The sequence below is a fragment of the Streptomyces sp. NPDC002386 genome (assembly GCF_053593175.1).
This window is the reverse complement of the sequence record NZ_JBSFBX010000002.1, coordinates 576029-599401: the sequence shown is the minus strand read 5'-3', so window position 1 is coordinate 599401 and position 23373 is coordinate 576029. Positions and strand designations below refer to the sequence as shown.

Sequence of the window (23373 nt, the reverse complement as noted above, 5' to 3'; positions counted from 1 at the left end):
CAAGTGCCGCGAAACCTGGTCCTGTGGAGCAGTTTGGAGTGCTCGCCACCCTGTCAAGGTGGAGGCCGCGGGTTCAAATCCCGTCAGGACCGCAACAAGAGGCCCGCATCCGAGTTCGGATGCGGGCCTCACGCATGAGGAAGGGCCCCGCGCGGGGCCCTTCTCGTTCGCGCCGCGGGTCTTCGCGCCTCCGATCCGCCCACCACGGGGCTCACAGGGGCTGCCCGCGCCCTTGACGGCGTCATCTTCGCTCGGTACCCAGAAGGCAGGGCGTGTTCGCCCCTCGGGCGGCCTCTGGAGGTGGCGTATGGCGGCATCGGCCAGGCACGAGACGCGGGCGCTGCTGAGGGCCCACCTGTCGGCCGCCTCGTCCTACGGGCACCTCACCCGCCACTGCCCCATCTGCCACCGCCTGCTGCGGCTGGTGCTGGACGCCGGTCCTTATTCCCCGGACCCGGATGAGGAGCCCGCCGAGGACGAGCGGCCGCGCAGCGCCTGACCGTCGCCGGCCCGGCCCAACACCCTTGCGTGCGGGGGACGCTGGAGTACGCCATGCTCCATTAGCGCACCGGTGCCGCGGGCAACAAGCACCCCGGCATGTGACGGGAGTCACCGCATGAGTTTTCAAAACCGCGGAACTTAACCCCCTCATACAACTGGTCAATTTAATATGTGCAATTGCACCACCCCCAGAGGTCACGCACAGTCGATCCGACAGCCCTCCCCAGAGTCCGACAAGGACGCTCACAACCGCCGCACCGGCCCCTGGACCAGCGCACAAAAAAGATCGCGCTGGACCCGGCGGAGTCCAGCGCGATCTACGACGCACCCTGTGTCGCTGCCAACAACGTTCTCTTCGGCTTGGGCGTGGGCCCTGTTGGGGCAGGTCCCGCGTCGCTTGGAGCTAGGGTTTCGGGCGCCGCGGCCGGTGGGGGACCGACCGTTTGGCCCGGTTTTCAGTTGTTCAGGCCTCGCTGCGCTGCTGCGGGATGCCCGCGAGCAGTGCGCGGACCTCGGCTTCGCGGTAGCGGCGGTGCCCGCCGAGCGTACGGATCGACGTGAGCTTGCCGGCCTTCGCCCACCGCGTGACCGTCTTGGGGTCGACACGGAACATGGTGGCGACCTCAGCCGGGGTCAGCAGCGGCTCGGCATCAGGGGTGCGAGCGGTCATGAGCGGCCTCCTCGGGAGAACCGAACCTTCTCGGTTCTTTCCTCTAAATTCTGCACCTTGACCCGCGTTGCCCGAAATGGTGGACGCGGGTCGAGTCGGTTATAGGACGAACGGCTTGTCCTCGGCACTACAACTACACCATCTGTCCAGCCGCGTCGGCCAAACCGATGGAATTGCCCTCCCAGGTGTTCATCAGCGACGGAAGCCGATGGACCATGCCATAGCGGACAGTCACGCCACTGTGACGATCAGTCACAGGGGCGATCAGGAGTCGCCAGACCCCCTATAGCGTGCAATGCGGAGAATCCGCCCATGTTGGAGCATAGTTGAGCGGAGGAGCCCTCCCCGGACTCCTTGTCCTATTTTGGCACGAGGGGTGGCAACCAGGGCAAGGCACTTGTAAGTGCTGTCCATCACCCTTGGGACATAAGCCCGGATCAGGACAACATCCCGTCAGGTGCCTCAAGTGCCCTAGACCGTACGCTGTTCGGGGCGATTCGGACCGTGACCTACGTCACTCAGTTGGCGGAGCGCCGGTCCCGTACCGTCCGCCACCGCTCCACCAGCCGCCCGTACGCCTCACCGGCGGCCGTGCCGTCGCCCCGGCGCAGCGCCTCGATGCCCTCGGCGACGTCCGCCGCCGAGTGGTCGTCGGCCAGGTCCACCGCCGGCACCGCGTGCACCAGCCCGCCGTAGTCCAGCTCGACCACCGAGCGCGGGTGGAACTCCTCCAGCCAGCGGCCGACGTCCACCAGACCGTCGATCAGCGGCCCTTCCTCGATGGTGTCCTTCAGGGTGCGCAGCGCCCGGGCCACCCGCCGCCGCGCCTGCACCATCGGGGTGCGGTAGCGCAGCATCGGCGGCACGTCGCCGGACGGCTTGTCGTACCGCCGCTCCTCGTCGGCGACCAGCACGAACCAGTTCAGCGGGATCTGCCAGGTCGCGGTGCGGATCCAGGGGCGGGCGTCGGGGTTGCGGGCCAGCCAGCGCTCGTAGTCCTGGGCGGCCTGGTGGCGCACCACCGGCGGCAGCACCGCGTCCAGCACCGGCGGGGGCAGCTCCTCGCCGAGGCCCGCCAGCGCCAGCCAGCCGCGCAGCCGGGTCCGCCAGGGGCAGACGCAGAGCACCCCGTCGGTCTCCAGCACGAAGGCGTCACCGCTCTCGTGCACCGGCACCGCGACCGGCGGTGTGGGCAGCAAGTCGGCGAGCGACCGGCGCAGTTCGTCCTGGTAGGAGGGACGGTCCGGGCGCCGGGCGTAGCGGGCCCAGTGGGTGCGTTCCGGCTCCGGGAAGGCGGTCAGCGGCTCGTACACACGCAGGTACGCGGCATACGGGACGACCACGGAGGACACCTTGGGCACGCCTGCTCCCTCCCCATCGGGCCCGGCTCGAAACCACACCAAATCGTTTCACGGTGATACGTGCGTACACGGCCCGGGAGAGTGATCCTGAACACTGCGCGGATGGTGAGGGACCCGAGGCTCTACGCTCATGCCACGACCCCGCCACCCGTACGGGGTCGCACCCCACTCGCCGCTACTTACACAGGAGTCACCACAGTGACCGACGTAACCGGCGCGCCTGCTGATGTCCTGCACACCCTGTTCCAGTCGGACCAGGGCGGCCATGAACAGGTCGTGCTCTGCCAGGACCGCGCCAGCGGCCTCAAGGCCGTGATCGCCCTCCACTCCACCGCCCTGGGCCCGGCCCTCGGCGGTACGCGCTTCTACCCCTACGCCACCGAGGCCGAGGCCGTCGCCGACGCCCTCAACCTCGCGCGCGGGATGTCGTACAAGAACGCCATGGCCGGTCTGGACCACGGCGGTGGCAAGGCCGTGATCATCGGCGACCCGGAGCGCGACAAGACCGATGAGCTGCTCCTCGCCTACGGTCGCATGGTCGCCTCGCTCGGCGGCCGCTACGTCACCGCGTGCGACGTCGGCACCTATGTCGCCGACATGGACGTCGTGGCCCGCGAATGCCGCTGGACCACCGGCCGCTCCCCGGAGAACGGCGGCGCCGGCGACTCCTCCGTGCTCACCGCCTTCGGTGTCTACCAGGGCATGCGCGCCTCCGCCCAGCACCTGTGGGGCGACCCCGTCCTGCGCGGCCGCAAGGTCGGCATCGCCGGCGTCGGCAAGGTCGGCCACCACCTGGTCCGCCACCTGCTGGACGAGGGCGCCGAGGTCGTCGTCACGGACGTGCGCGCGGAGGCCGTCCAGCGCGTCCTCGACCAGCACCCCGAGGTGACGGCGGTCGCCGACACCGAGGCGCTGATCCGTCTGGAGGGGCTCGACATCTACGCACCCTGCGCGCTCGGCGGCGCCCTGAACGACCTTTCCGTGCCGGTGATCACCGCCAAGGTGGTCTGCGGCGCGGCCAACAACCAGCTCGCCCACCCGGGCGTGGAGAAGGACCTCGCCGACCGCGGGATCCTCTACGCGCCGGACTACGTGGTGAACGCCGGTGGGGTCATCCAGGTGGCGGACGAGCTGCACGGGTTCGACTTCGACCGGTGCAAGGCCAAGGCGGCGAAGATCTTCGACACCACCCTGGCGATCTTCGCACGTGCGAAGGCCGACGGGATCCCGCCGGCCGCGGCGGCCGACCGGATCGCCGAGCAGCGGATCGCCGAGGCCCGCGCGGCCCGCTGAGCCCCGCCGCGACCGGCCCCCGACCTGTGCGATCGGACGTCCGATCGCACGGGTGCGCGGTACCCGCCGACAGGAACTTGGAGAGAACTCTCACTTCCGTCGGCGGGTCGTACCCCGATAAGTGGTTAAAATCGCCATTGACCAGCGAGGACGGGGCACCTCGAGGGTCCTGTGCACACGCGCGTGCTGCGGGCGACGTACCGTATGGGCGCGGGCTCAGGTACCGTGGAAGCCCTACGGACCGGCCTCTCCACGGAGGGCCCGTTCCGATCATGAACGCGTGTCAGACTCTGGGGCCGTCGAGCCCCGTCACCGAGGGGGTCGAGCCATGGGGCGCGGCCGGGCCAAGGCCAAGCAGACAAAGGTCGCCCGCCAGCTGAAGTACAACAGCGGTGGGACTGACCTGTCACGTCTGGCCAATGAACTGGGCGCATCGACTTCGAGCCAGCCGCCGAACGGCGAGCCGTTCGAGGACGATGAGGACGAAGACGACGACCTGTACTCGCGCTACGCCGACCTCTATGAGGACGACGAGGACGAGGACGAGGGTCCCTCACAACATCGTCGCGGCGCTTGACCTTGCACTGAGCACGTATCCGGTCGGTGGCACTGCCACCGACCGGCTTCTGTGCTGTCCGCAGGTTCAGACCGCGTAGTCCCCGACCAGCTCGGCGCCGGTCTCCTTGGCGCCGCGGTCGGTGATCTCACCCGCGACCCACGCGTCGACCCCGCGGTCGGCCAGGGTCGTGAGGGCCACGTCCGTGGACTCCTCGGGAACGATCGCGATCATGCCGACACCCATGTTGAGCGTCTTCTCCAGCTCCAGGCGCTCGACGTCGCCGGTCCTGCCGACGAGGTCGAACACCGCGCCCGGGGTCCAGGTGGAGCGGTCGACCACGGCGTGCAGTGCGTCCGGGACGACCCGTGCCAGGTTGGCCGCGAGTCCGCCGCCGGTGACGTGGCTGTACGCGTGCACCTCGGTGGTACGGGTCAGCGCGAGGCAGTCCAGCGAGTAGATCTTGGTGGGCTCCAGCAGCTCCTCGCCGAGGGTGCGGCCCAGTTCGGCCACCTCCGTCTCGAGGGCCAGGCCCGCGCGGTCCAGCAGCACATGGCGGACCAGGGAGTACCCGTTGGAGTGAAGCCCGGAGGACGCCATGGCGATCACGGTGTCACCCTTGCGGATACGATCCGGGCCCAGCAGGCGGTCGGCCTCCACGACACCGGTTCCGGCGCCGGCGACGTCGAAGTCGTCCTCGCCGAGCAGGCCCGGGTGCTCCGCCGTCTCGCCGCCCACCAGGGCGCAGCCGGCCAGGACGCAGCCCTCCGCGATGCCCTTGACGATGGCCGCGACGCGCTCGGGGTGAACCTTGCCCACGCAGATGTAGTCCGTCATGAACAGCGGCTCGGCGCCGCACACCACGATGTCGTCCATGACCATGGCGACCAGGTCGTGGCCGATGGTGTCGTAGACGCCCAGCCGGCGCGCGATGTCGACCTTCGTGCCGACGCCGTCGGTGGCGGAGGCGAGCAGCGGGCGCTCGTAGCGCTTGAGGGCGGAGGCGTCGAAGAGTCCGGCGAAGCCGCCGATGCCGCCCAGCACCTCGGGGCGCCGGGTCTTCTTCACCCACTCCTTCATGAGTTCCACGGCGCGGTCGCCCGCCTCGATGTCGACGCCCGCCGCTGCGTAGCTGGCACCAGTTGTCTCAGACATGACTGTGAGAGCTTTCGTGTCGTACTGCAGGGGTGTTACGGGCGCCGGATCGCGTCGGAGGCGGCCGTGGCGGCCGGGCCGGCCGCGAGCTCGGTCTCCAGCAGCTGCTTGCCGAGCAGCTCGGGGTCCGGCAGCTCCATCGGGTACTCGCCGTCGAAGCAGGCGCGGCACAGGTCCGGCTTGGCGATGGTGGTCGCCTCGATCATGGCGTCGATGGAGATGTACGCCAGCGAGTCGGCGCCGAGCGAGGTGCCGATCTCGTCGATGGTCATCCCGTTGGCGATGAGCTCCGCGCGCGTGGCGAAGTCGATGCCGAAGAAGCAGGGCCACTTCACGGGCGGGGAGGAGATCCGGATGTGGACCTCGGCCGCGCCCGCCTCGCGCAGCATGCGGACCAGGGCCCGCTGGGTGTTGCCGCGCACGATCGAGTCGTCGACGACGACCAGCCGCTTGCCCTTGATGACTTCCTTCAGGGGGTTCAGCTTCAGGCGGATGCCGAGCTGGCGGATGGTCTGCGAGGGCTGGATGAAGGTCCGGCCGACGTAGGCGTTCTTCACCAGGCCGGCGCCGAACGGGATGCCGGAGGCCTCCGCGTAGCCGATGGCGGCCGGGGTGCCCGACTCCGGGGTCGCTATGACCAGGTCGGCCTCGACCGGAGCCTCCTTGGCGAGGCGGCGGCCCATCTCCACACGGGAGAGGTACACGTTCCGGCCCGCGATGTCGGTGTCCGGGCGGGCCAGGTACACGTACTCGAAGACACAGCCCTTGGGCTTCGCTTCCGCGAATCGGGAGGTGCGCAGGCCGTTCTCGTCGATGGCGACGAACTCGCCCGGCTCGATCTCCCGCACGAAGCTGGCGCCGCAGATGTCGAGGGCGGCGGACTCCGAGGCCACCACCCAGCCGCGCTCCAGCCGGCCGAGGACCAGCGGGCGGATGCCCTGCGGGTCACGGGCGGCGTAGAGGGTGTGCTCGTCCATGAAGACGAGGCTGAAGGCGCCCTTTACCCGCGGGAGGACCGCGTGGGCGGCCTCCTCGATGGTCAGCGGCTTGCCGTCCTCGTCGACCTGGGCGGCCAGCAGGGCCGTCAGCAGGTCGGTGTCGTTGGTGGCCGCGACCCGGGTGGAGCGGCCGTTGTTGTCCTTGGGCAGGTCGGCGACCATCTCGGCGAGCTGGGCCGTGTTGACCAGGTTGCCGTTGTGGCCGAGCGCGATCGAGCCGTGCGCGGTGGCACGGAACGTCGGCTGGGCGTTCTCCCACACGGACGCGCCGGTGGTCGAGTAGCGGGCGTGTCCGACCGCGATGTGACCCTGGAGCGAACCGAGCGAGGTCTCGTCGAAGACCTGGGAGACCAGGCCCATGTCCTTGAAGACGAGGATCTGGGAGCCGTTGCTGACCGCGATTCCCGCGGATTCCTGACCCCGGTGCTGGAGGGCGTAGAGCCCGAAGTACGTGAGCTTTGCGACCTCTTCACCCGGAGCCCAGACACCGAAGACGCCGCAAGCGTCCTGGGGGCCCTTCTCGCCGGGAAGCAGATCGTGATTGAGTCGACCGTCACCACGTGGCACGGCTCCGAGTGTAGGCGAGGTCGACCACTGGTCCGAATTGGGGATACGCGGCCGCCGCGGAGCGCCGTTCGCCGATCACCTTGTCGGATTCCTGGCTTTCGCAGGTCAGCGGGGTGATACGGGGCCCGGAACGGGTGTGGGAGCGCGTCGCGGGCCGTGGTTCGGGGCCGTGCGCGGGGACGCGTGAGTGAGGTGTCGCACATCAATCGGGCGCCCCGCGGCTGAGGTGCAGCCGGTCGCCGTCGCCGTCGGTGAGCGTCAGCTTGCCGTCGGCGGTCCGGGCGGTGATCGTGCCGGTGGTCAGGAACCGGGCGAAGGCGCGCTCGAAGGTCATGCGGTCCTTGTCGCAGGCCATCCTGGTGGACCGGATGCCGCCGAACGTGATCCGGTCGCCGTGCACGGTGGCCCGGGCGCCGAAGCCGTTGCAGCCGAGGTTGCCGCCCGCCCGCCCGTCGGTCCCGATCCGCAGGCGCGCGGAGGCGGGCGCCCGCAGGGTGGTGCCGCCGGCGGTGAGGCCGTCGACCCGCCAGTCGACGCCGGTCACGGGCTGCCGCGCGCCCGCCGAGCCGCTGTTCGCCTGCCCGGCGGGGGTGCTGCCACAGGCCACCGTGAGCGGGACGAGCACGGCGGCCGCCGTCAGGGACATGCGCTGCTTGTACCGGTTCATATGGATTCGACGTGTCCGCCCGACCGCCGGTTCCGTCACGCCATCAGAGGCAGCAGTTCCCCCAGCTCGGCCCGCTCCCCGCTGGCGCTGACCAGCGCACCGGCCACGGCGGCGCCGAAGTCCAGCCGGCCGGTGGCCAGCCGGATCCAGGTCAGCGGATCGGTCTCCACGACGTTGGGCGGGGTGCCCCGGGTGTGCCGGGGACCCGCCACGCACTGCACCACGGCGTACGGCGGCACCCGCACCTCGGTGGCGGCGCCGGGCGCCTTCACGGCGAGGGCGTCCGCGAGGAGCCGGGTGGCCGCGGCCAGCGCCTGGCGGTCGTAGGGCACCTCGATGCCGGGCACGGCGGCGTTGAGGTCGTCGGTGTGCACGACGAGTTCCACGGCGCGGGTGACGAGGTAGTCGTCCAGCGGGAGGGCGCCCGCGTTGGTCCGCATCAGCCGGCCGCCGGGGTGGGCGTCGAGCAGGGCGCGCAGGCCGGCGTCGACCTCGGTGAGATAGGCGTCGAGGTCGGGCCGCTCGGTGGCCAGGCCGCGGGTGAACTCGTCGATCGCGGTGGAGGCGGCGGCGGTCGCGAAGGGCCACTCGGCCACCGGGACGTCCTGCCTCGGCGGGGCCGGCAGCTCCAGGGACCGCTGGACGGCGGTGACGGCCATGCCGATGTGCGCGACCAGCTCCCGCACGGTCCACGAGCCGAGCCGGGTGGGCAGGCCGAGCTGCTCGGGGCTCAGGCCCCGGACGGCCTGACGTACGTTGCCGAGCTGGGCGAGGACCGCGGCACGGGTCCTGGCGGGATCGTATGCGCGGGCGCGCCTCTTGGCCGGGGACATGGCAGTGACCCTATGCCGCGCGGCGATGCGGGTTCAGCCGGTTTCCGAGGGCCCGGCGTGGTCGGGACGGCGACGACCCGGCCGGGGCTCGCGCGGCCGCGGTGGTGCCGCTCCGGCCGCTCCCGCGCCCTCCCGCGGCCGGAGTCCGGTCCCGCGTGGGGCCGCTGCGGCGGACGGAAGGGCGCGGGAGCGGCCTCGCGGGCCGGGTCCCGCGGACGCACGAGGCCCCGTCCGGTGCGCCGGACGGGGCCTGGGTGCGCGGTTGCGCGAGCGAGGGTTACGCCAGCAGGGCCGGGATCGTCGCCTCGTGGGCCTCGCGCAGGTCGGTGAGGGAGAGCGCGAACTCGCCCTGGACCTCGACGGCGTCACCGTCCACGACACCGATGCGGGTGACCGGGAGGCCGCGGGCGCCGCACATGTCGTTGAAGCGGAGCTCCTCCGAGCGCGGTACGGCGACGACGGCGCGGCCGGCCGACTCGGAGAACAGGAAGGTGAAGGCGTCCAGGCCGTCCGGGACGACCAGTCGCGCGCCCTTCCCACCGAGCAGCGCCGACTCCACGACCGCCTGGACCAGACCGCCGTCGGACAGGTCGTGCGCGGAGTCGATCATGCCGTCGCGGGAGGCGGAGATCAGGATCTCGGCCAGCAGCCGCTCACGCTCCAGGTCGACCTTCGGGGGCAGACCGCCGAGGTGGTCGTGGACCACCTGGGACCAGGCCGAGCCGCCGAACTCCGCACGCGTGTCGCCGAGGAGGTACAGCAGCTGGCCGTCCTCCTGGAAGGCGACCGGGGTACGGCGGGCCACGTCGTCGATGACGCCGAGCACGGCGACCACCGGCGTCGGGTGGATGGCCGCCTCACCGGTCTGGTTGTAGAGCGAGACGTTGCCGCCGGTCACCGGCGTGCCGAGCTGCAGGCAGCCGTCCGCGAGCCCGCGGACGGCCTCCGCGAACTGCCACATCACCGCCGGGTCCTCGGGCGAGCCGAAGTTCAGGCAGTCGGAGACGGCGAGCGGCTTGGCGCCGGTCGTCGCCACGTTCCGGTAGGCCTCGGCGAGCGCGAGCTGGGCGCCCGCGTACGGGTCCAGCTTGGCGTACCGGCCGTTGCCGTCCGTCGCGATGGCGACGCCGAGACCGGTCTCCTCGTCGATGCGGATCATGCCGGAGTCCTCGGGCTGGGCGAGGACGGTGTTGCCCTGCACGAAGTGGTCGTACTGCGAGGTGATCCACTTCTTGGAGGCCTGGTTGGGGGAGGACACCAGCTTCAGGACCTGGTCCTTCAGCTCCTCGCCCGTGGCCGGCCGCGGCAGCTTGCCGGCGTCGTCCGCCTGGAGCTCGTCCTGCCAGGACGGGCGGGCGTACGGGCGCTCGTAGGTCGGGCCCTCGTGGGCGACCGTGCGTGGGTCGACGTCGACGATCTTGCCGCCGTGCCAGAAGATCTCCAGCCGGTCGCCGTCGGTGACCTCACCGATGACGGTGGCGATGACGTCCCACTTGTCGCAGATCTCGAGGAACCGGTCGACCTTCTCCGGCTCGACCACCGCGCACATGCGCTCCTGCGACTCGCTCATGAGGATCTCCTCGGGCGAGAGCGTGGAGTCGCGCAGCGGTACGTCGTCCAGGGTGACGCGCATGCCGCCGGAGCCGTTGGAGGCCAGCTCGGACGTGGCACAGGACAGACCGGCCGCGCCGAGGTCCTGGATGCCGACGACCAGCTTCTCCTTGAACGCCTCCAGGGTGCACTCGATGAGGAGCTTCTCCTGGAAGGGGTCACCGACCTGGACGGCGGGACGCTTCGACGGCTTGGCGTCGTCGAAGGTCTCGGAGGCCAGGATGGACGCGCCGCCGATGCCGTCGCCGCCGGTCCGGGCGCCGTACAGGATGACCTTGTTGCCCGCGCCGGAGGCCTTGGCGAGGTGGATGTCCTCGTGCCGCATCACGCCGATGGCACCGGCGTTGACCAGCGGGTTGCCCTGGTAGCAGGCGTCGAAGACGACCTCGCCGCCGATGTTGGGCAGACCCAGGCAGTTGCCGTAGCCGCCGATGCCGGCGACGACGCCGGGCAGCACGCGCTTGGTGTCGGGGTGGTCGGCCGCGCCGAAGCGCAGCGGGTCGACCACGGCGACCGGGCGCGCGCCCATCGCGATGATGTCGCGCACGATGCCGCCGACGCCCGTGGCCGCGCCCTGGTAGGGCTCGACGTACGACGGGTGGTTGTGCGACTCGACCTTGAAGGTGACCGCGTAGCCCTGGCCGACGTCCACCACGCCGGCGTTCTCGCCGATACCGACGAGCAGCGCGTCCGACTGGGGCGCCTTCTCGCCGAACTGGCGCAGGTGGACCTTGGAGGACTTGTACGAGCAGTGCTCGGACCACATGACCGAGTACATGGCGAGTTCGGCGCCGGTCGGGCGGCGGCCGAGGATCTCCACCACCCGCTCGTACTCGTCCTTCTTCAGGCCGAGTTCGGCCCAGGGCAGCTCGACGTCGGGGGTCGCGGCCGCGTGCTCGACCGTGTCCAGAGGCGTCCGGCTCATGCGTTGACCAGCTTCTTGAGGATCGAGGTGAAGAAGGGGAGGCCGTCGGTACGGCCCGTGCCGATCAGCGGCTCGACGGCGTGCTCGGGGTGCGGCATGAGACCGACGACGTTCCCGGCCTCGTTGGTGATGCCGGCGATGTCGTTGAGCGAGCCGTTGGGGTTGAAGTCCAGGTAGCGGAACGCGACCCGGCCCTCCGCCTCCAGCTTGTCGAGCGTGTACCGGTCGGCGACGTACCGGCCGTCCATGTTCTTCAGCGGGATGTGGATCTCCTGGCCCTGGCGGTAGTCGCCGGTCCACGCCGTCTCCGCGTTCTCCACCCGCAGCTTCTGGTCGCGGCAGATGAAGTGGAGGTGGTCGTTGCCCAGCATGCCGCCCGGCAGGAGGTGGGCCTCGGTGAGGACCTGGAAGCCGTTGCAGATGCCGAGGACCGGCAGCCCGGCCTTCGCCTGCTCGATGAGCGTCTCCATCACCGGCGAGAAGCGGGAGATGGCGCCGGCCCGCAGATAGTCGCCGTAGGAGAAACCGCCGGGCAGCACAACGGCGTCGACCTGCTTGAGGTCCTTGTCCTTGTGCCACAGAGCGACCGGTTCGGCACCCGCGAGGCGGATCGCGCGCTGGGTGTCCCGGTCATCAAGACTTCCGGGGAAAGTGACGACGCCAATACGAGCGGTCACTTGGCCGCCTCCGCGACTTCCGCACCCTCTTCCACCTTGACGATGAAGTCCTCGATCACCGTGTTGGCGAGGAAGGATTCCGCAAGATCGTGGATGCGGGCGAGCGCGGCCTCGTCGACCGGCCCGTCAACTTCCAGTTCGAAACGCTTTCCCTGACGGACGTCCGAGATCCCTTCGAAACCCAGGCGCGGCAGCGCACGCTGGACCGCCTGGCCCTGGGGGTCGAGGATCTCCGGCTTGAGCATGACGTCGACTACGACGCGTGCCACTGGCACTCCCGGTGTGTGGTGCTGAGCAGGTTCCTTCAGACTACCCGCACAAAATTTCTACGCGGGTAGAGTTGTAGGAAACTACGTGAGCCGCATCACGATCGGGTGACAGGCGCGCCCCCTCGCGAAAAGTTCTGGGAAAGTTCCACGGACCCACCCACGACATCTATTGCACGGGGACACGCGGGCGGATTTAGTCGGGCTTCACTTTGCATTGCCGGGCACTGTACAAATGAATTGGCAATAGCCGATACTCGGCACGTCATCGCCGGATGAGCTGTATCGACGTGCCGTACGAAGGGACCGATATTCGTGGCGCAAAAGGTCGTGGTCACTCTCTTTGACGACATCGACGGCTCGGAAGCGGCGGAGACGATCGCCTTCGGACTCGACGGCAAGTCGTACGAGATCGACCTGAACGAAACCAACGCGGGAAAACTGCGCAAGGCGCTCGCGCCCTACGTGGAGGCGGGCCGCAAGCGCTCGCGGTCCGGCAAGGCGTACAAGCAGACGGAGGTCGCCCCGGACCCCGCGGCCGTCCGCGCCTGGGCCCAGGCGAACAAGATGGACGTGCCGGCCCGCGGACGCATCCCGAAGAAGGTCTACGAGGCGTTCAGCGCCGCGCAGTGAGGACCCGCGAAGGGGCGAGCCCTCAGGGTCCGTCAGCGGGCCCTGAGGGCCGTGCACTTGGCCGCCCGAGGAGCCGACTTGCGCTACCCCCCTGCTGATCAGCTAATGTCTGGGACACGCCGAGGGGCGAGGCCGAAAGGCCGGATCCCGCGGAGCGTGCGGGTGTAGTTCAGTAGTAGAACATCCCCCTTCCAGGGGGAAGGCGCAGTGTGCAATTCCTGTCACCCGCTCTGGCACCGGTCGTCCCGACCACTCTTGTGGATCAGGTAGGCTGGTGCTCGCACCGATCGGTGGGAGCCGGTCGGGGGCAGTGCGGACGTAGCTCAGTTGGTAGAGCGCAACCTTGCCAAGGTTGAGGTCGCGAGTTCGAGCCTCGTCGTCCGCTCCGGTTAAAAAGCCCCGGTCTTCTGGACCGGGGCTTTTTCGTGTGCCGGCCCTCCCGGACGCTCTTCGCGGCGACCGGACATGTGACCGCGCATGTGAAGGACGCCACATCCTCCGGACTCGCGCCGGGAAGCCGGGTGCGGGACGGCTCACGCGCACCATCCGCACCACGCACCCCGGAAACCGCTGCGCCGACGTGGAGTTGACCCCCGCCGCAGACGCACCGGGCGGGCGGGTCAGGCCCGTCCCGGCTCCCACGGGGCCCGGCGCCCGGACCGTCGTGCGGCGGTGCGTCCCGCGCACCCGCCGGGTTGGGTATAGTTGCTCTCGCGCCACGGCGCAGTGCGGACGTAGCTCAGTTGGTAGAGCGCAACCTTGCCAAGGTTGAGGTCGCGAGTTCGAGCCTCGTCGTCCGCTCCATGGAGAAGCCCCCGGTTCCGGCCGGGGGCTTTTCGCATGCCCCCGGGATTTCTCCCGGGGGCCGGGGCGTCAGGACCAGGCGGTGCCGGTCAGCCGCTCGAACGCGTCCACGTACTTCTGCCGGGTCGCCTCGACCACCCGCTGGGGCAACGCCGGCGGGGGCTGCTCGCTCCTGCGGTCCCAGCCGGACTCGGCGGAGGTCAGCCAGTCCCGGACGTACTGCTTGTCGTACGACGGCTGCGCGCGGCCGGGCTGCCACTGGTCGGCCGGCCAGAAGCGGGAGGAGTCCGGGGTGAGCACCTCGTCGGCGAGGACCAGGGTGTCGCCGTCGAAGCCGAACTCGAACTTGGTGTCCGCCAGGATGATTCCGCGGTCGCGGGCGATGTCCCGGGCACGGGAGTACACGGCGAGCGTGGACTGCCGGAGCTGGGCGGCGGTCTCCGCGCCGACCTGGCGGGCGACCTCCTCGTAGGAGACGTTCTCGTCGTGCTCGCCGACCTCGGCCTTGGTGGCCGGGGTGAAGATCGGGGCGGGCAGCTCCGAACCGTCCACCAGGCCCTCGGGCAGGGCGAGTCCGCACACGGTGCGGGACTCGTCGTACTCGGCGAGGCCGGAGCCGGTGAGGTAGCCGCGGGCCACGCACTCGACCGGGACCATCCGCAGGGACTTGCAGACCAGCGTGCGGCCCGCCCAGTCGGCCGGGGCGTGCTCGGGGAGCTCGGTGCTGATCACATGGTTCGGGGCCAGGTCGCGCAGCTGCTCGAACCACCACAGGGACAGCCGGGTGAGGACGCGGCCCTTGTCGGGGATCTCCGTGGGCAGCACCCAGTCGTAGGCGGACATGCGGTCGCTGGCGACCATCACGAGGTCGCCCGCCTCGTTCTGGTACAGCTCGCGCACCTTGCCGGTGTGGAGGTGCACCAGGCCCGGAACCTGGATCGGTTCGGGCTTTTCTACGAATCCGGACACGGTTCCTCCCCGTGGTTGAACAAGAGGGGCGCCCGCGGGGCTCCCCTAGGGTGGCGGCGGGAGACGGGCGGGCCAATGGCTCGATTGTCCCGGATCGGACACGCGCCGACGACAGCGGGTCAGTCCCGTTTGCAGATGCGGTCCAGCAGGTTCGCCGTGGCCCGCTGGATGCGCGCGTCCACATGGCCGGGGCGGTCCAGGGCCGGGGACCAGGCGAAGGTGCCGGAGGCGAACACCCAGGCGCCGGAGGGGGCCCGGTAGAGGGAGGTCTCCTGGTGCCGCCGGACGCCTTCGTTGTCGGTGTAGGGGGAGTGGGCGAGCAGGACGCGCTCGTCGTGCTCGGGCAGCGGGGTGCGCGGGAAGTAACGGTCCGCCTCGCCCGCCACCAGGCCGTCGATCTCGTCGCCCTCGTGCGCCCCGGTCGCGTCCCACAGCCAGTGGCCCGCGTTGCGGACGATCAGCGGGTGCGGCTCCGGCACGCGGCCCGCGTACTGGATGCCGACGACCTGCTGTTCGGGCCGGTCGATCTCGCGCCACAGCACCGGCTTTCCCGGACCCCTGCGCTTGCGGCAGGTCAGCAGCCGGTCGGGCACACCGGACGCCGACGGGCCCAGCTCCACCTGCCAGTACATGCTGTTCGCGGAGAGGAAGACCAGGGAGGTGCCGTGGTCCCGCGCGTTCTCCACGGCCCGGCGCATCGGCACCGACCAGTACTCGTCGTGGCCGGGGAAGACCAGCCCCCGGTACCGGGTGGGGTCGACGCGGCCGGCGTGCAGGTCGCGGGCGTCGGCGTAGGCGATGTCGTAGCCGTAGCGCTCCGCCCAGCGGATGAAGTCGTAGGCGTGGCCGACGTGCAGGGGCAGCCCGGCACCCGCGTAGGGGCGGTCGAAGGAGACCGTGGTGGCCGCGTCCGCCTCCCCGAGCAGACAGCCCTTCTCGTCCCAGGCGTGGTAGAGGCTGGCGCCGGTGCGGCCGTCCTCCGGGTACAGGTTGTACGCCTGCCAGGTGATGTCGGGCAGCAGCAGGAGCAGGTCGGCCGGGTGGTCGTCGCGGACCGTGAAGGGCACGTGGGAGCGGTAGCCGTCGGCGGTGGTGAGGACGGCCACGTAGGCACCGACGGTCCAGTTCGAGGGCACCTGGAGGCGCCAGGACAGCCACCAGTGGTGGCAGGACACCGTGCGGTCGGCGGCCAGCGGCGGGAGCTGGACGATGCCGGAGAGGCGGGGGCTGGTGGTGATCTTCGAGGCGCCGTCGCCGCCGTAGTGGCCGATCCGGTAGATGTCGACGCCGAACTGCTGCGGCGGGTCGACCGTGATGTGGAAGTCGATCGCCTCGCCGGGCGCGACCGCCCCGGTGGAGGTGAAGCCCTTGATCTGGCGGAACACGTCGTCCGCCGAGCGGGGCCCGGGACCGGACGTCCGCGGCGCGGGGACGCGCGGCCGCTCGCCGGCGGGCTGCTGCGGGCTCGGGTCCACGTACCAGGGCACGACGTGCCCGGTGTCGTCGAAGTAGGTCTCACTGCCGCGCAGCCAGGGAACCGGGCCCTGGCCGAAGGGGTCCGTGACGGCGTGCGCGAGCGCTCCGGACTCCCAGCGGCGGATGTGGTCCGAGGCCATGGACGCTCCCCTCCCTCATGCCCCCGTTGCCAGCGTGGTGCGTGCTGCTCGGTCGTGCTGTCGTATGTCGCATGCCTTTGCCATGTGCGCGGTCGGTCCCAGCACATCACATAACGCACGGACCTGGTCACTGTTCGTTGCGAATTGACCTGAACTGGAAGTCCGCCCTCCGTTAAGGTGCCGAATCCGCCGACGTCCCCGCGGGGCGCCGGCCGACGGGTCAGACGAGCCGTACCGGCTTCTCCGGACGTATCCCGGACGCGCTCAGCCAGTCGCGCAGCGGACCCGGGTCGCCCTCCTCGATCAGGTGCAGCACCTTGGGCCCGAGGTCGGCGGCCCGCTCGCCGTCCAGCAGCAGGGAGGGGCCGTCCAGCCAGTCGAGGGCGGGGGCCGCGCCCGCCGTGTCCACGGCGGCGCAGCAGACCATCGCCGTGACGTGATCGGCGAGCAGGTCGCGGCCGGTGCGCGGGGGCTGGAGCGGGAACAGCGGCAGGGCGCCGTCGTCCCAGAGCGAGCTGTCCGGAAACAGCCCGGCGGCGGTCGCGCCCTTCGGCGCCGAGGCCTCCTCCCGGGCCAGCTCCGCCGTCAGCCCGGCGGCGAGGAGCGCGCTGCGCTCGGTCCCGCGGTCGGCGTCGTCGTCCTCGACGGCCGGGACGAGGGCCTCGGCGGCGGTGTCGTCGACCTCGGCGGCGAGGGCGGTCGGCTCGGCGTGCGGTTCCGGGCGGCGGTCGGCCGGGGTGGCGTCCACGGCGGCGGTGGGGGCGCCCCCGGGTGCGGTGGGGACGTCCGTTTCCACTTGCCCGGCGTCCACGGCGGCGGCCCGCTCGACGGCCGGGCCGGGGCCGTCCGCCGGCGGGAGGGGCCCGTCACCGGCGATCCGCTCCGGGGCCGCCGTACGGCCGCCGTCCGGGCTCCCGGCCGGCCCGGGCGCGGAGCAGGCGGACGGTTGGCCGTGCTCGGTGAGGTGGTCCAGGACCCGGGCCAGCGTGGGGCCGCCCTGGCCGGGAGCGGCGGGGGCGGGGCGGACACCGAGGGAGTCCAGGACCCGGTGCAGCCGTGCCGCGTGGGCGCGCCAGGTGCGGTCGACGACCTCCTCCGGGTACGCCTGCCAGTCCACCGGCGCCCAGTCCGGGCCGGTCTCGGCCGGACCGCCGTGGAACAGGCGGGCGGCGAGCAGGGAGGCGGCCTCGTCCACCGCGCCCGGCTCCTCCAGGAGGTCGCAGGCGGGGCGTTCACCGAGGCGGGAGGTGAAGCCCTCGGCCAGCCGGTCGCGCCGGGACAGCTCGGTCAGGGCGGACACCACACCCGCGTCCAACCGCGACGGCCAGCGGCCCATGCGCCAGGCGGGCAGCGCCACCTTGGTCAGCAGCCGGTCCCAGCCCGCGTAGGCGAGGCCGACCTGCTCCTGGGCGACGATCCGCAGTCCGTAGTCCACGCTCTGCGCGCGCTCCGCGGCGGCCGCGGCGACCCCGCGCTCCATCAGGGCCGCGTGCTCGCGGCACCCGCGCAGCATCAGCCGGGCGACCCAGCCGAGGGCCGCGCACACGACCCGGGTCAGCACACAGCGGCCGGGTGTCGAGGCGACCGCCACCGCCGCGTCGAGACCGCGAACGAAGCGGCGGGCGGCGGCTATGTCCGGGTGCGCGGAGGGACCCGTTCCGGCGACGACCGGGGCGAGGACCGCGCGCAGCTCACCGACGCGCATCCACCACAGGAACGGGGAGCCGATGACGAGGACGGGGGCGGTGGCGGGCCGCCTGCGGCCGTCGAGGCCCGGCCCTGGACCGGGTCCCGCCGCTTCGCCGTGCGCAGGACGCGGGGGCGGGCCGTGGGCCGGGTGGGCCCGGTCCTCCAGCCAGCTGTCGCAGTCCGGGGTGAGCGCTATGGCCGACGGCGCCGGGACGTCCAGCCGGTCGGCGAGGTCACGCACCAGCCGGTACAGGTCCGGGGCCGATTCCTCGGCGACCGGGACCGTAGGGCTCACGGCCGGGCGGGCCCGGGCCACCACGAGCGCGACGCCGGCCGCGGCCAGCAGGACGAGCGCGGCCGGCACGCCCACGGCCCGGCGGGCGGTGTCCCAGCCCGGACCGGTCATCCGGCCGGTGGCACCGCCCGCCAGCAGGACCACCTCGACGGCCGCGGGCAGCAGGGCCACGCCCAGTGCCCGGCCGCGGACGCGCAGCACGGCCAGGGCCCACGAGCGCGCGGCCTGCGCACCCGCCTCGCCTCCGGTTCCGGTCATGATCGGACCTCACCCCCTCCCTGCCGATCCCGCGCTGTCCTGGCGTTGCTCACTCCCCCACTGTGGCACCCGTCACTGACATCGCAATGCCGGTGGGCCAAGTGCCGGAACGCCTGCGCCGCACCATAGTTGGGGCCCCGGGCCCCGTCAGCCGTATGGGGGATCGGTCACTCGATGGAATGGCTTTGGTCAGAGGTGGGCGACAGACAGCAAGGATCAGGCCCCGGATTCGGGTTCCGGGGCCTGGGGTGTGCGGGAGGGGCGGAGAGGGCCGGTCAGGCGCCCGCCGCCCGTGCCGCGATGTCCGTGCGGTGCTGGGAGCCGTCGAGGCGGATGCGGTCCACCGCCCGGTAGGCCCGCTCGCGGGCCGCGGTCAGGTCCTCACCGGTCGCCGTGACCGAGAGGACGCGTCCGCCGGCGCTGACGACGGCGTCGCCGTCCCGCTTCGTCCCGGCGTGCAGGACGTAGGCGTGCGGGGCGTCCTCGGCGGCCACCTCGTCCAGACCGGTGATGGGGTCGCCGGTGCGCGGGGTGCCGGGGTAGTTGTGCGAGGCGACGACGACGGTGACGGCCGCGTCCTCGCTCCAGCGCAGCGGCTCGAGGTCGGCCAGGGTGCCGTTGGCGGCGGCGAGCAGCACGCCGCCCAGCGGGGTCCGCAGACGGGCCAGCACGACCTGGGTCTCGGGGTCGCCGAAACGGGCGTTGAACTCGATGACCCGCACACCGCGCGAGGTGATCGCGAGACCGGCGTACAGCAGTCCGGAGAAGGGGGTGCCCCGGCGCCGCATCTCGTCCACGGTCGGCCGCAGCACGGTCCGCAGCACCTCGTCGACCAGCTGCGGGTCCGCCCACGGCAGCGGCGAGTAGGCCCCCATGCCACCGGTGTTGGGGCCCTCGTCGCCGTCCAGTGCGCGCTTGAAGTCCTGGGCGGGCTGGAGCGGCACGACGGTCCGGCCGTCGGTGACGGCGAACAGCGACACCTCGGGGCCGTCGAGGAACTCCTCGATGACCACGCTCCCCCGCTGTCCGGAGGGCGCGGGAGGTGTCCCCATGCAGGCCGCCGCGTGCGCCTTGGCGGCGTCGAGGTCGGAGGTGACCACGACGCCCTTGCCCGCGGCGAGGCCGTCGTCCTTGACGACGTAGGGCGCCCCGAAGGCGTCCAGCGCCTCGGCCACCTCGGCCTCCGTGGCGCAGACGTACGACCGCGCGGTCGGCACGCCGGCCGCCGCCATCACCTCCTTGGCGAAGGCCTTGGAACCCTCGAGCCGGGCGGCCTCGCCGGAGGGGCCGAACACCGGGATGCCCGCCTCGCGCACCGCGTCGGCCACACCGGCGACCAGCGGGGCCTCCGGGCCGACGACGACGAGGTCGGCTTCGAGGTCACCGGCGAGCGCTGCCACGGCCTTGCCGTCGAGCGCGTCGACCTGGTGCAGCTCGGCCACCTCGGCGATGCCGGCGTTGCCGGGTGCGCAGTGCAGGGCGGTGATGTCGGGGTCGAGGGACAGGGAGCGGCACAGGGCGTGTTCGCGGGCACCGCTGCCGATGACGAGGACCTTCACGGGGCTCAGCCTAATGGCAAGGTCGCCGAAGTCCGCCGGGCGGGTTTCCTGTGGGTTCCTACGAACGCCGGGCCGGACCCGCAGCCGGACGGGTCCCGCTACTCGTGGGTGAACTCCTCCACCACCGTCGCCCCCAGCTCCCGCACGATCAGGCCCTGGCCGGACAGGGCGGACTCGTCGAGGTCGGGGTCGTCGTCCTCCGGGATGTCGTCCTCGGGCGCGACGGGGGCCGGCTCGGGGGCCCGGGCCGGCTGGGGAGCGGGGGACTGCGCCGAGGCGGCGGGGCCACCGCCCGGGGAGGCTCCGGGTGCGGGCGGGGCCGGCTGGGGTGCCGCCGGACGGGGGGCGGCAGGCGCGCCGTAGCCGCCGGCGGACGGGCCGCCGTGGCCCGCGGGACCGGCACCGCCTCCGCCGAAGCCCGGTGAGCCGCCGGGCGGCGGGGACGCGGAGCCGCCCGAGGGGTCGACGACCGGCTCGATCTTCCACTGCACGCCGAACTGCTCGGTCAGCGCCTGCCGCAGCACGTCCTCGCTGCCGCTGCTCGCGAAGTTGTCCCGGGCGCCGGCGTTGACGAAGCCGATCTGGAGGGTGGTGCCGTCGAAGCCGGTCACCTGGGCGTTCTGGCTGAGCAGGATCCAGGTGAAGCGCCGGCGGTTCTTGACGGCCTCCAGGATGTTGGGCCAGAGCACGCGGGGGTCGAGCCCGCCGGCCTGGGGGGCCGCCGGGGCCGGGGAGCTCACCGGGGAAGCCGCCGGAGCGGGCGGCTCCGGGCGCTGCGGCTGGGAGGGGGCCGGGGCGGCGGCGCCCTGCTGCGGGCCCGTAGCGGCCGCGGTGGGCCAGCCACCGGGCCGCCGACCGCCACCGGCCGCGGCGGCGGTCGGCCAGGCGCCGGGGGCCGGGCCGGCCGCAGGGGCCGAGGGTTCGGGAGCGGCGGGGGCGGGCGCGGCGGCCGCGGGGGCCTGCGCCACGGGTGCGGGAGCCGCCGGGGCGGGGGGCGGCACCTGAGCCGGAGCGGGTGCCTGGGGCTCTCCGGCGCCGCCCGGGCCGCCGTGTCCGGCGCCGGGCCCGGCGGGCTGTCCGCCCGGTCCCCGTACGGCCGCGCGGGCCGCGGCGGGACCGCCGCCGGGCTGCACCGGCGCGCCTGCCCCGGCCGGCCCCGCGTGGACCTCGGGGCCGGGGACGTACCCCATGGCGGGCGCACCGCCGCCGCCCGAGAAGGCGACCCCGCGCTCCAGCCGGTCGAGGCGGGCCAGCAGGGACCGCTCGTCGCCGTAGGCGGCGGGGAGCAGCACCCGGGCACAGATCAGTTCGAGCTGCAGGCGCGGGGAGTTGGCGCCGCGCATCTCGGTGAGGCCGTCGTTGACCAGGTCGGCGGCGCGGCTCAGCTCGGCGGCGCCGAAGGTGGAGGCCTGCGCCTGCATGCGCTCCAGCACATCGGCCGGGGCGTCGATGAGCCCCTTCTCGACGGCGTCCGGGACCGCGGCCAGGATCACCAGGTCCCGCAGCCGCTCCAGCAGGTCGGCGACGAACCGGCGCGGGTCGTTGCCGCCCTCGATGATCCGGTCGACGACCTCGAAGGCGGCGGCCCCGTCGCCGGTGGCGAACGCCTCGACGACGGAGTCGAGCAGCGACCCGTCGGTGTACCCGAGCAGGGACGTGGCCATGGCGTATGTCACACCCTCCGCCGTGGCGCCGGCGAGGAGCTGGTCCATGACGGACATCGAGTCACGCACGGAACCGGCGCCGGCCCGGACGACGAGCGGCAGCACGCCCTCCGCGACCGGGATGTCCTCCCGGCCGCACACCTCGCCCAGGTAGTCCCGCAGGGTGCCCGGCGGGACGAGCCGGAAGGGGTAGTGGTGGGTCCGCGACCGGATGGTCCCGATGACCTTCTCGGGCTCGGTCGTGGCGAAGATGAACTTGAGGTGCTCCGGGGGCTCCTCCACGACCTTCAGCAGCGCGTTGAAGCCGGCCGACGTGACCATGTGGGCCTCGTCGATGATGTAGATCTTGTACCGGCTGCTCGCGGGCCCGAAGAAGGCCTTCTCCCGCAGCTCACGGGCGTCGTCCACACCACCGTGCGAGGCCGCGTCGATCTCGATGACGTCGATCGACCCCGGACCGTTCCTGGCGAGGTCCTGGCACGACTGGCACTCGCCGCACGGCGTCGGGGTGGGACCCTGCTCACAGTTCAGGCAGCGGGCCAGGATGCGCGCGCTGGTCGTCTTCCCGCAGCCACGCGGCCCGCTGAACAGGTACGCGTGATTGACCCGGTTGTTCCGCAGCGCCTGCTGCAGCGGGTCGGTGACATGCTCCTGCCCGATGACCTCGGCAAAGGTCTCCGGGCGATAGCGGCGGTACAGCGCGAGAGACGACACGCATACGAGGTTATAGGCGCCCACCGACAACCCACCCCGCCCGAGACTCCCCGCCCGGTCCCGCCCCGTGAACGCAAGCGCCCCCCACGCACCCGCCAGAGCCGACCTACCCTTGCTGCCTTCCGGCCCTGGGGGAGTTCAGTCAGATAGCGCCGCGTGAGGGGCTGCGCCCACAGTACCCGATGACGGCCCGCGAGAAGTACCAGGCGACGGCCCGCGAGAACGGGTTCGCGAGCACTCCCCTCGGTCATGTAATGTTTCCGGCGGAGGATTCGCCTAGAGGCCTAGGGCGCACGCTTGGAAAGCGTGTTGGGGGCAACCCCTCACGAGTTCGAATCTCGTATCCTCCGCCAGTGCCTCACCGGGCACGATGTCGAAGGGCCCCACCGCTTGCGGTGGGGCCCTTCGTCGTTGTCCGTCCGGTTGTCCGTTTCAGCCGCGGGCAACTCGGAGCCGGTGTTCGTGCGACTGGCGGCGGTGTGGTCGATCACATTGCCGTCGGCGCAGTTGTTCTTGTGGTCGCCGGTCCGGTCGGACAGGGCGGGGACCACGGCCGGCTCCTGCAATCAGACGTCCGGCGCCGTGAAGTTCCAGTTGTCCGCGGCGTTGACGCCCGGACCGAAGTTGCTGTCGTTGTCGGCGTGAGCGGCACGGCATCACGAACCGGCGCTGCGGCGGGCGGGCACCCGTCAGCCCGCCGGCTCCGGGCCCCAGTGCCCCGGCCCCGCCCCGCGCCAGTCGATCCACGGGGCCCCGGCCACCTCGGCCGGGTCGATCTCCAGGCCGGCTCGGCGGAGGAACTCCGCGATGTCGGTCACGTTGTGGGCCAGGCCCAGGAACTCCCCGTCCACGCGCACACGCCGGCCTCCGGAGGGCGCCGGCGGATGCACGGTCACGCGGATCGTTCCGGGCGGTATGCCTTCGGAGCCGTCCGGGACGTCCTCGCCCGCGTCCCAGCGCGTCATCGGTGAAGCCGCTCGTTCACGGGCCCGTCCGCCCGCCCGAGCTCACGAAGCTCCCACCATGCCGCGGGGCCGGGGCGCCGTCGCCGCCAGTACGGATGGAAGAACGTCCGGGTCGACAGCCGGTAGA

General features: G+C 72.0%; 19 protein-coding genes, 5 tRNA genes and 1 other RNA gene. 9 read left to right on the top strand and 16 right to left on the bottom strand.

Features of this window, described 5'->3' with window-relative positions:
• Positions 1-17: 17 nt before the first annotated feature.
• Both ACWCPN_RS06900 and ACWCPN_RS06895 read left to right on the top strand, forming a co-directional pair.
• Positions 18-92, top strand: a tRNA-Asp gene (locus ACWCPN_RS06900).
• A gap of 215 nt (positions 93-307) precedes the next feature.
• Positions 308-499: a DUF6274 family protein gene (locus tag ACWCPN_RS06895; RefSeq protein ID WP_199211117.1), complete on the top strand. Its 192-nt coding sequence runs from the start codon at positions 308-310 to the stop codon at positions 497-499.
• Positions 500-964: 465 nt separating this feature from the next.
• Here the strand turns inward: ACWCPN_RS06895 and bldC are convergent, their stop codons facing one another.
• Entirely contained in the window at positions 965-1171 is a 207-nt protein-coding gene (gene bldC / locus ACWCPN_RS06890) for a developmental transcriptional regulator BldC (protein ID WP_003949541.1), read from the bottom strand.
• 518 nt (positions 1172-1689) lie between these two features.
• Positions 1690-2532 carry a hypothetical protein gene (locus tag ACWCPN_RS06885; protein WP_451202938.1) on the bottom strand — a complete coding sequence of 281 codons (843 nt, stop codon included), beginning with the start codon at positions 2530-2532 and terminating at the stop codon, positions 1690-1692.
• A 198-nt stretch (positions 2533-2730) separates the two neighbouring features.
• On the opposite strand from ACWCPN_RS06885, the gene ACWCPN_RS06880 reads away from it, so the two are divergent.
• Positions 2731-3825: a Leu/Phe/Val dehydrogenase gene (locus ACWCPN_RS06880; RefSeq protein WP_451202936.1), complete on the top strand. Its 1095-nt coding sequence runs from the start codon at positions 2731-2733 to the stop codon at positions 3823-3825.
• 328 nt (positions 3826-4153) lie between these two features.
• The gene (locus ACWCPN_RS06875; RefSeq protein ID WP_199211120.1) at positions 4154-4402 is read left to right on the top strand and encodes a DUF3073 domain-containing protein; all 249 of its coding nucleotides are present in this window, start codon (positions 4154-4156) and stop codon (positions 4400-4402) included.
• Positions 4403-4468: 66 nt separating this feature from the next.
• On the opposite strand, the gene purM is transcribed toward ACWCPN_RS06875, so the two are convergent.
• The 7 genes from purM to purS all read right to left on the bottom strand — a co-directional run bounded on the left by purM (position 4469) and on the right by purS (position 12083).
• Positions 4469-5536 carry a phosphoribosylformylglycinamidine cyclo-ligase gene (purM, locus tag ACWCPN_RS06870; RefSeq protein WP_392293130.1) on the bottom strand — a complete coding sequence of 356 codons (1068 nt, stop codon included), beginning with the start codon at positions 5534-5536 and terminating at the stop codon, positions 4469-4471.
• Between the two features lie 35 nt (positions 5537-5571).
• Positions 5572-7101 carry an amidophosphoribosyltransferase gene (gene purF, locus ACWCPN_RS06865; protein WP_365122155.1) on the bottom strand — a complete coding sequence of 510 codons (1530 nt, stop codon included), beginning with the start codon at positions 7099-7101 and terminating at the stop codon, positions 5572-5574.
• 202 nt (positions 7102-7303) lie between these two features.
• Positions 7304-7747, bottom strand: a complete 444-nt coding sequence (locus ACWCPN_RS06860; protein WP_451202931.1) for an META domain-containing protein — start codon at positions 7745-7747, stop codon at positions 7304-7306.
• A 56-nt stretch (positions 7748-7803) separates the two neighbouring features.
• Positions 7804-8601, bottom strand: coding sequence for a sterol carrier family protein (locus ACWCPN_RS06855; protein ID WP_451202928.1), 798 nt, complete (start codon positions 8599-8601; stop codon positions 7804-7806).
• Positions 8602-8878: 277 nt separating this feature from the next.
• A complete protein-coding gene (gene purL / locus ACWCPN_RS06850; protein WP_451202925.1) occupies positions 8879-11137 on the bottom strand; it encodes a phosphoribosylformylglycinamidine synthase subunit PurL in 2259 nt (752 codons plus the stop codon).
• Positions 11134-11814, bottom strand: a complete 681-nt coding sequence (purQ, locus tag ACWCPN_RS06845) for a phosphoribosylformylglycinamidine synthase subunit PurQ (RefSeq protein WP_199211124.1) — start codon at positions 11812-11814, stop codon at positions 11134-11136. Before purQ ends, purL begins: the two co-directional genes overlap by 4 nt.
• Positions 11811-12083 carry a phosphoribosylformylglycinamidine synthase subunit PurS gene (purS, locus tag ACWCPN_RS06840; RefSeq protein WP_199211125.1) on the bottom strand — a complete coding sequence of 91 codons (273 nt, stop codon included), beginning with the start codon at positions 12081-12083 and terminating at the stop codon, positions 11811-11813. Before purS ends, purQ begins: the two co-directional genes overlap by 4 nt.
• Before the next feature lie 312 nt (positions 12084-12395).
• On the opposite strand from purS, the gene ACWCPN_RS06835 reads away from it, so the two are divergent.
• The 4 genes from ACWCPN_RS06835 (at position 12396) to ACWCPN_RS06820 (ending at position 13517) form a co-directional block, all read left to right on the top strand.
• The gene (locus ACWCPN_RS06835) at positions 12396-12713 is read left to right on the top strand and encodes a histone-like nucleoid-structuring protein Lsr2 (RefSeq protein WP_199211126.1); all 318 of its coding nucleotides are present in this window, start codon (positions 12396-12398) and stop codon (positions 12711-12713) included.
• A 158-nt stretch (positions 12714-12871) separates the two neighbouring features.
• Positions 12872-12943, top strand: a tRNA-Gly gene (locus ACWCPN_RS06830).
• An 82-nt stretch (positions 12944-13025) separates the two neighbouring features.
• Positions 13026-13098: transfer RNA gene (locus tag ACWCPN_RS06825), tRNA-Gly, on the top strand.
• Between the two features lie 343 nt (positions 13099-13441).
• Positions 13442-13517, top strand: a tRNA-Gly gene (locus ACWCPN_RS06820).
• Positions 13518-13586: 69 nt separating this feature from the next.
• On the opposite strand, the gene ACWCPN_RS06815 is transcribed toward ACWCPN_RS06820, so the two are convergent.
• From ACWCPN_RS06815 to ffs, 6 genes are all read right to left on the bottom strand, one after another.
• Entirely contained in the window at positions 13587-14486 is a 900-nt protein-coding gene (locus ACWCPN_RS06815; protein WP_451202922.1) for a phosphoribosylaminoimidazolesuccinocarboxamide synthase, read from the bottom strand.
• A gap of 119 nt (positions 14487-14605) precedes the next feature.
• Complete coding sequence (locus ACWCPN_RS06810; RefSeq protein WP_451202920.1) at positions 14606-16102, bottom strand: N,N-dimethylformamidase beta subunit family domain-containing protein; 1497 nt, start codon at positions 16100-16102, stop codon at positions 14606-14608.
• Between the two features lie 220 nt (positions 16103-16322).
• Entirely contained in the window at positions 16323-18344 is a 2022-nt protein-coding gene (locus tag ACWCPN_RS06805) for a hypothetical protein (protein ID WP_451202918.1), read from the bottom strand.
• Between the two features lie 275 nt (positions 18345-18619).
• Positions 18620-19903 carry a phosphoribosylamine--glycine ligase gene (purD, locus tag ACWCPN_RS06800; RefSeq protein ID WP_451202916.1) on the bottom strand — a complete coding sequence of 428 codons (1284 nt, stop codon included), beginning with the start codon at positions 19901-19903 and terminating at the stop codon, positions 18620-18622.
• A 98-nt stretch (positions 19904-20001) separates the two neighbouring features.
• On the bottom strand, positions 20002-22281 hold the full coding sequence (locus ACWCPN_RS06795) for a DNA polymerase III subunit gamma and tau (RefSeq protein WP_451202914.1): 2280 nt from the start codon (positions 22279-22281) through the stop codon (positions 20002-20004).
• A 70-nt stretch (positions 22282-22351) separates the two neighbouring features.
• Positions 22352-22450, bottom strand: an RNA gene (gene ffs, locus ACWCPN_RS06790) — signal recognition particle sRNA small type.
• A gap of 96 nt (positions 22451-22546) precedes the next feature.
• Here ffs and ACWCPN_RS06785 point away from each other — a divergent pair.
• Positions 22547-22634, top strand: a tRNA-Ser gene (locus ACWCPN_RS06785).
• Positions 22635-22970: 336 nt separating this feature from the next.
• Here ACWCPN_RS06785 and ACWCPN_RS06780 read toward each other — a convergent pair.
• Positions 22971-23246, bottom strand: a complete 276-nt coding sequence (locus tag ACWCPN_RS06780) for a hypothetical protein (protein WP_451202911.1) — start codon at positions 23244-23246, stop codon at positions 22971-22973.
• Positions 23247-23373 lie beyond the last annotated feature (127 nt).

What these genes read in the sequence shown, in the direction of transcription:
- ACWCPN_RS06895 (WP_199211117.1), top strand. Translation starts at nt 308, where the DNA reads ATGGCGGCATCGGCCAGGCACGAGACGCGGGCGCTGCTGAGGGCCCAC.
- ACWCPN_RS06805 (WP_451202918.1), bottom strand. Translation starts at nt 18,344, where the DNA reads ATGACCGGAACCGGAGGCGAGGCGGGTGCGCAGGCCGCGCGCTCGTGG.
- purL (WP_451202925.1), bottom strand. Translation starts at nt 11,137, where the DNA reads ATGAGCCGGACGCCTCTGGACACGGTCGAGCACGCGGCCGCGACCCCC.
- ACWCPN_RS06860 (WP_451202931.1), bottom strand. Translation starts at nt 7,747, where the DNA reads ATGTCCCTGACGGCGGCCGCCGTGCTCGTCCCGCTCACGGTGGCCTGT.
- ACWCPN_RS06780 (WP_451202911.1), bottom strand. Translation starts at nt 23,246, where the DNA reads ATGACGCGCTGGGACGCGGGCGAGGACGTCCCGGACGGCTCCGAAGGC.
- ACWCPN_RS06875 (WP_199211120.1), top strand. Translation starts at nt 4,154, where the DNA reads ATGGGGCGCGGCCGGGCCAAGGCCAAGCAGACAAAGGTCGCCCGCCAG.
- ACWCPN_RS06855 (WP_451202928.1), bottom strand. Translation starts at nt 8,601, where the DNA reads ATGTCCCCGGCCAAGAGGCGCGCCCGCGCATACGATCCCGCCAGGACC.
- ACWCPN_RS06810 (WP_451202920.1), bottom strand. Translation starts at nt 16,102, where the DNA reads ATGGCCTCGGACCACATCCGCCGCTGGGAGTCCGGAGCGCTCGCGCAC.
- purM (WP_392293130.1), bottom strand. Translation starts at nt 5,536, where the DNA reads ATGTCTGAGACAACTGGTGCCAGCTACGCAGCGGCGGGCGTCGACATC.
- bldC (WP_003949541.1), bottom strand. Translation starts at nt 1,171, where the DNA reads ATGACCGCTCGCACCCCTGATGCCGAGCCGCTGCTGACCCCGGCTGAG.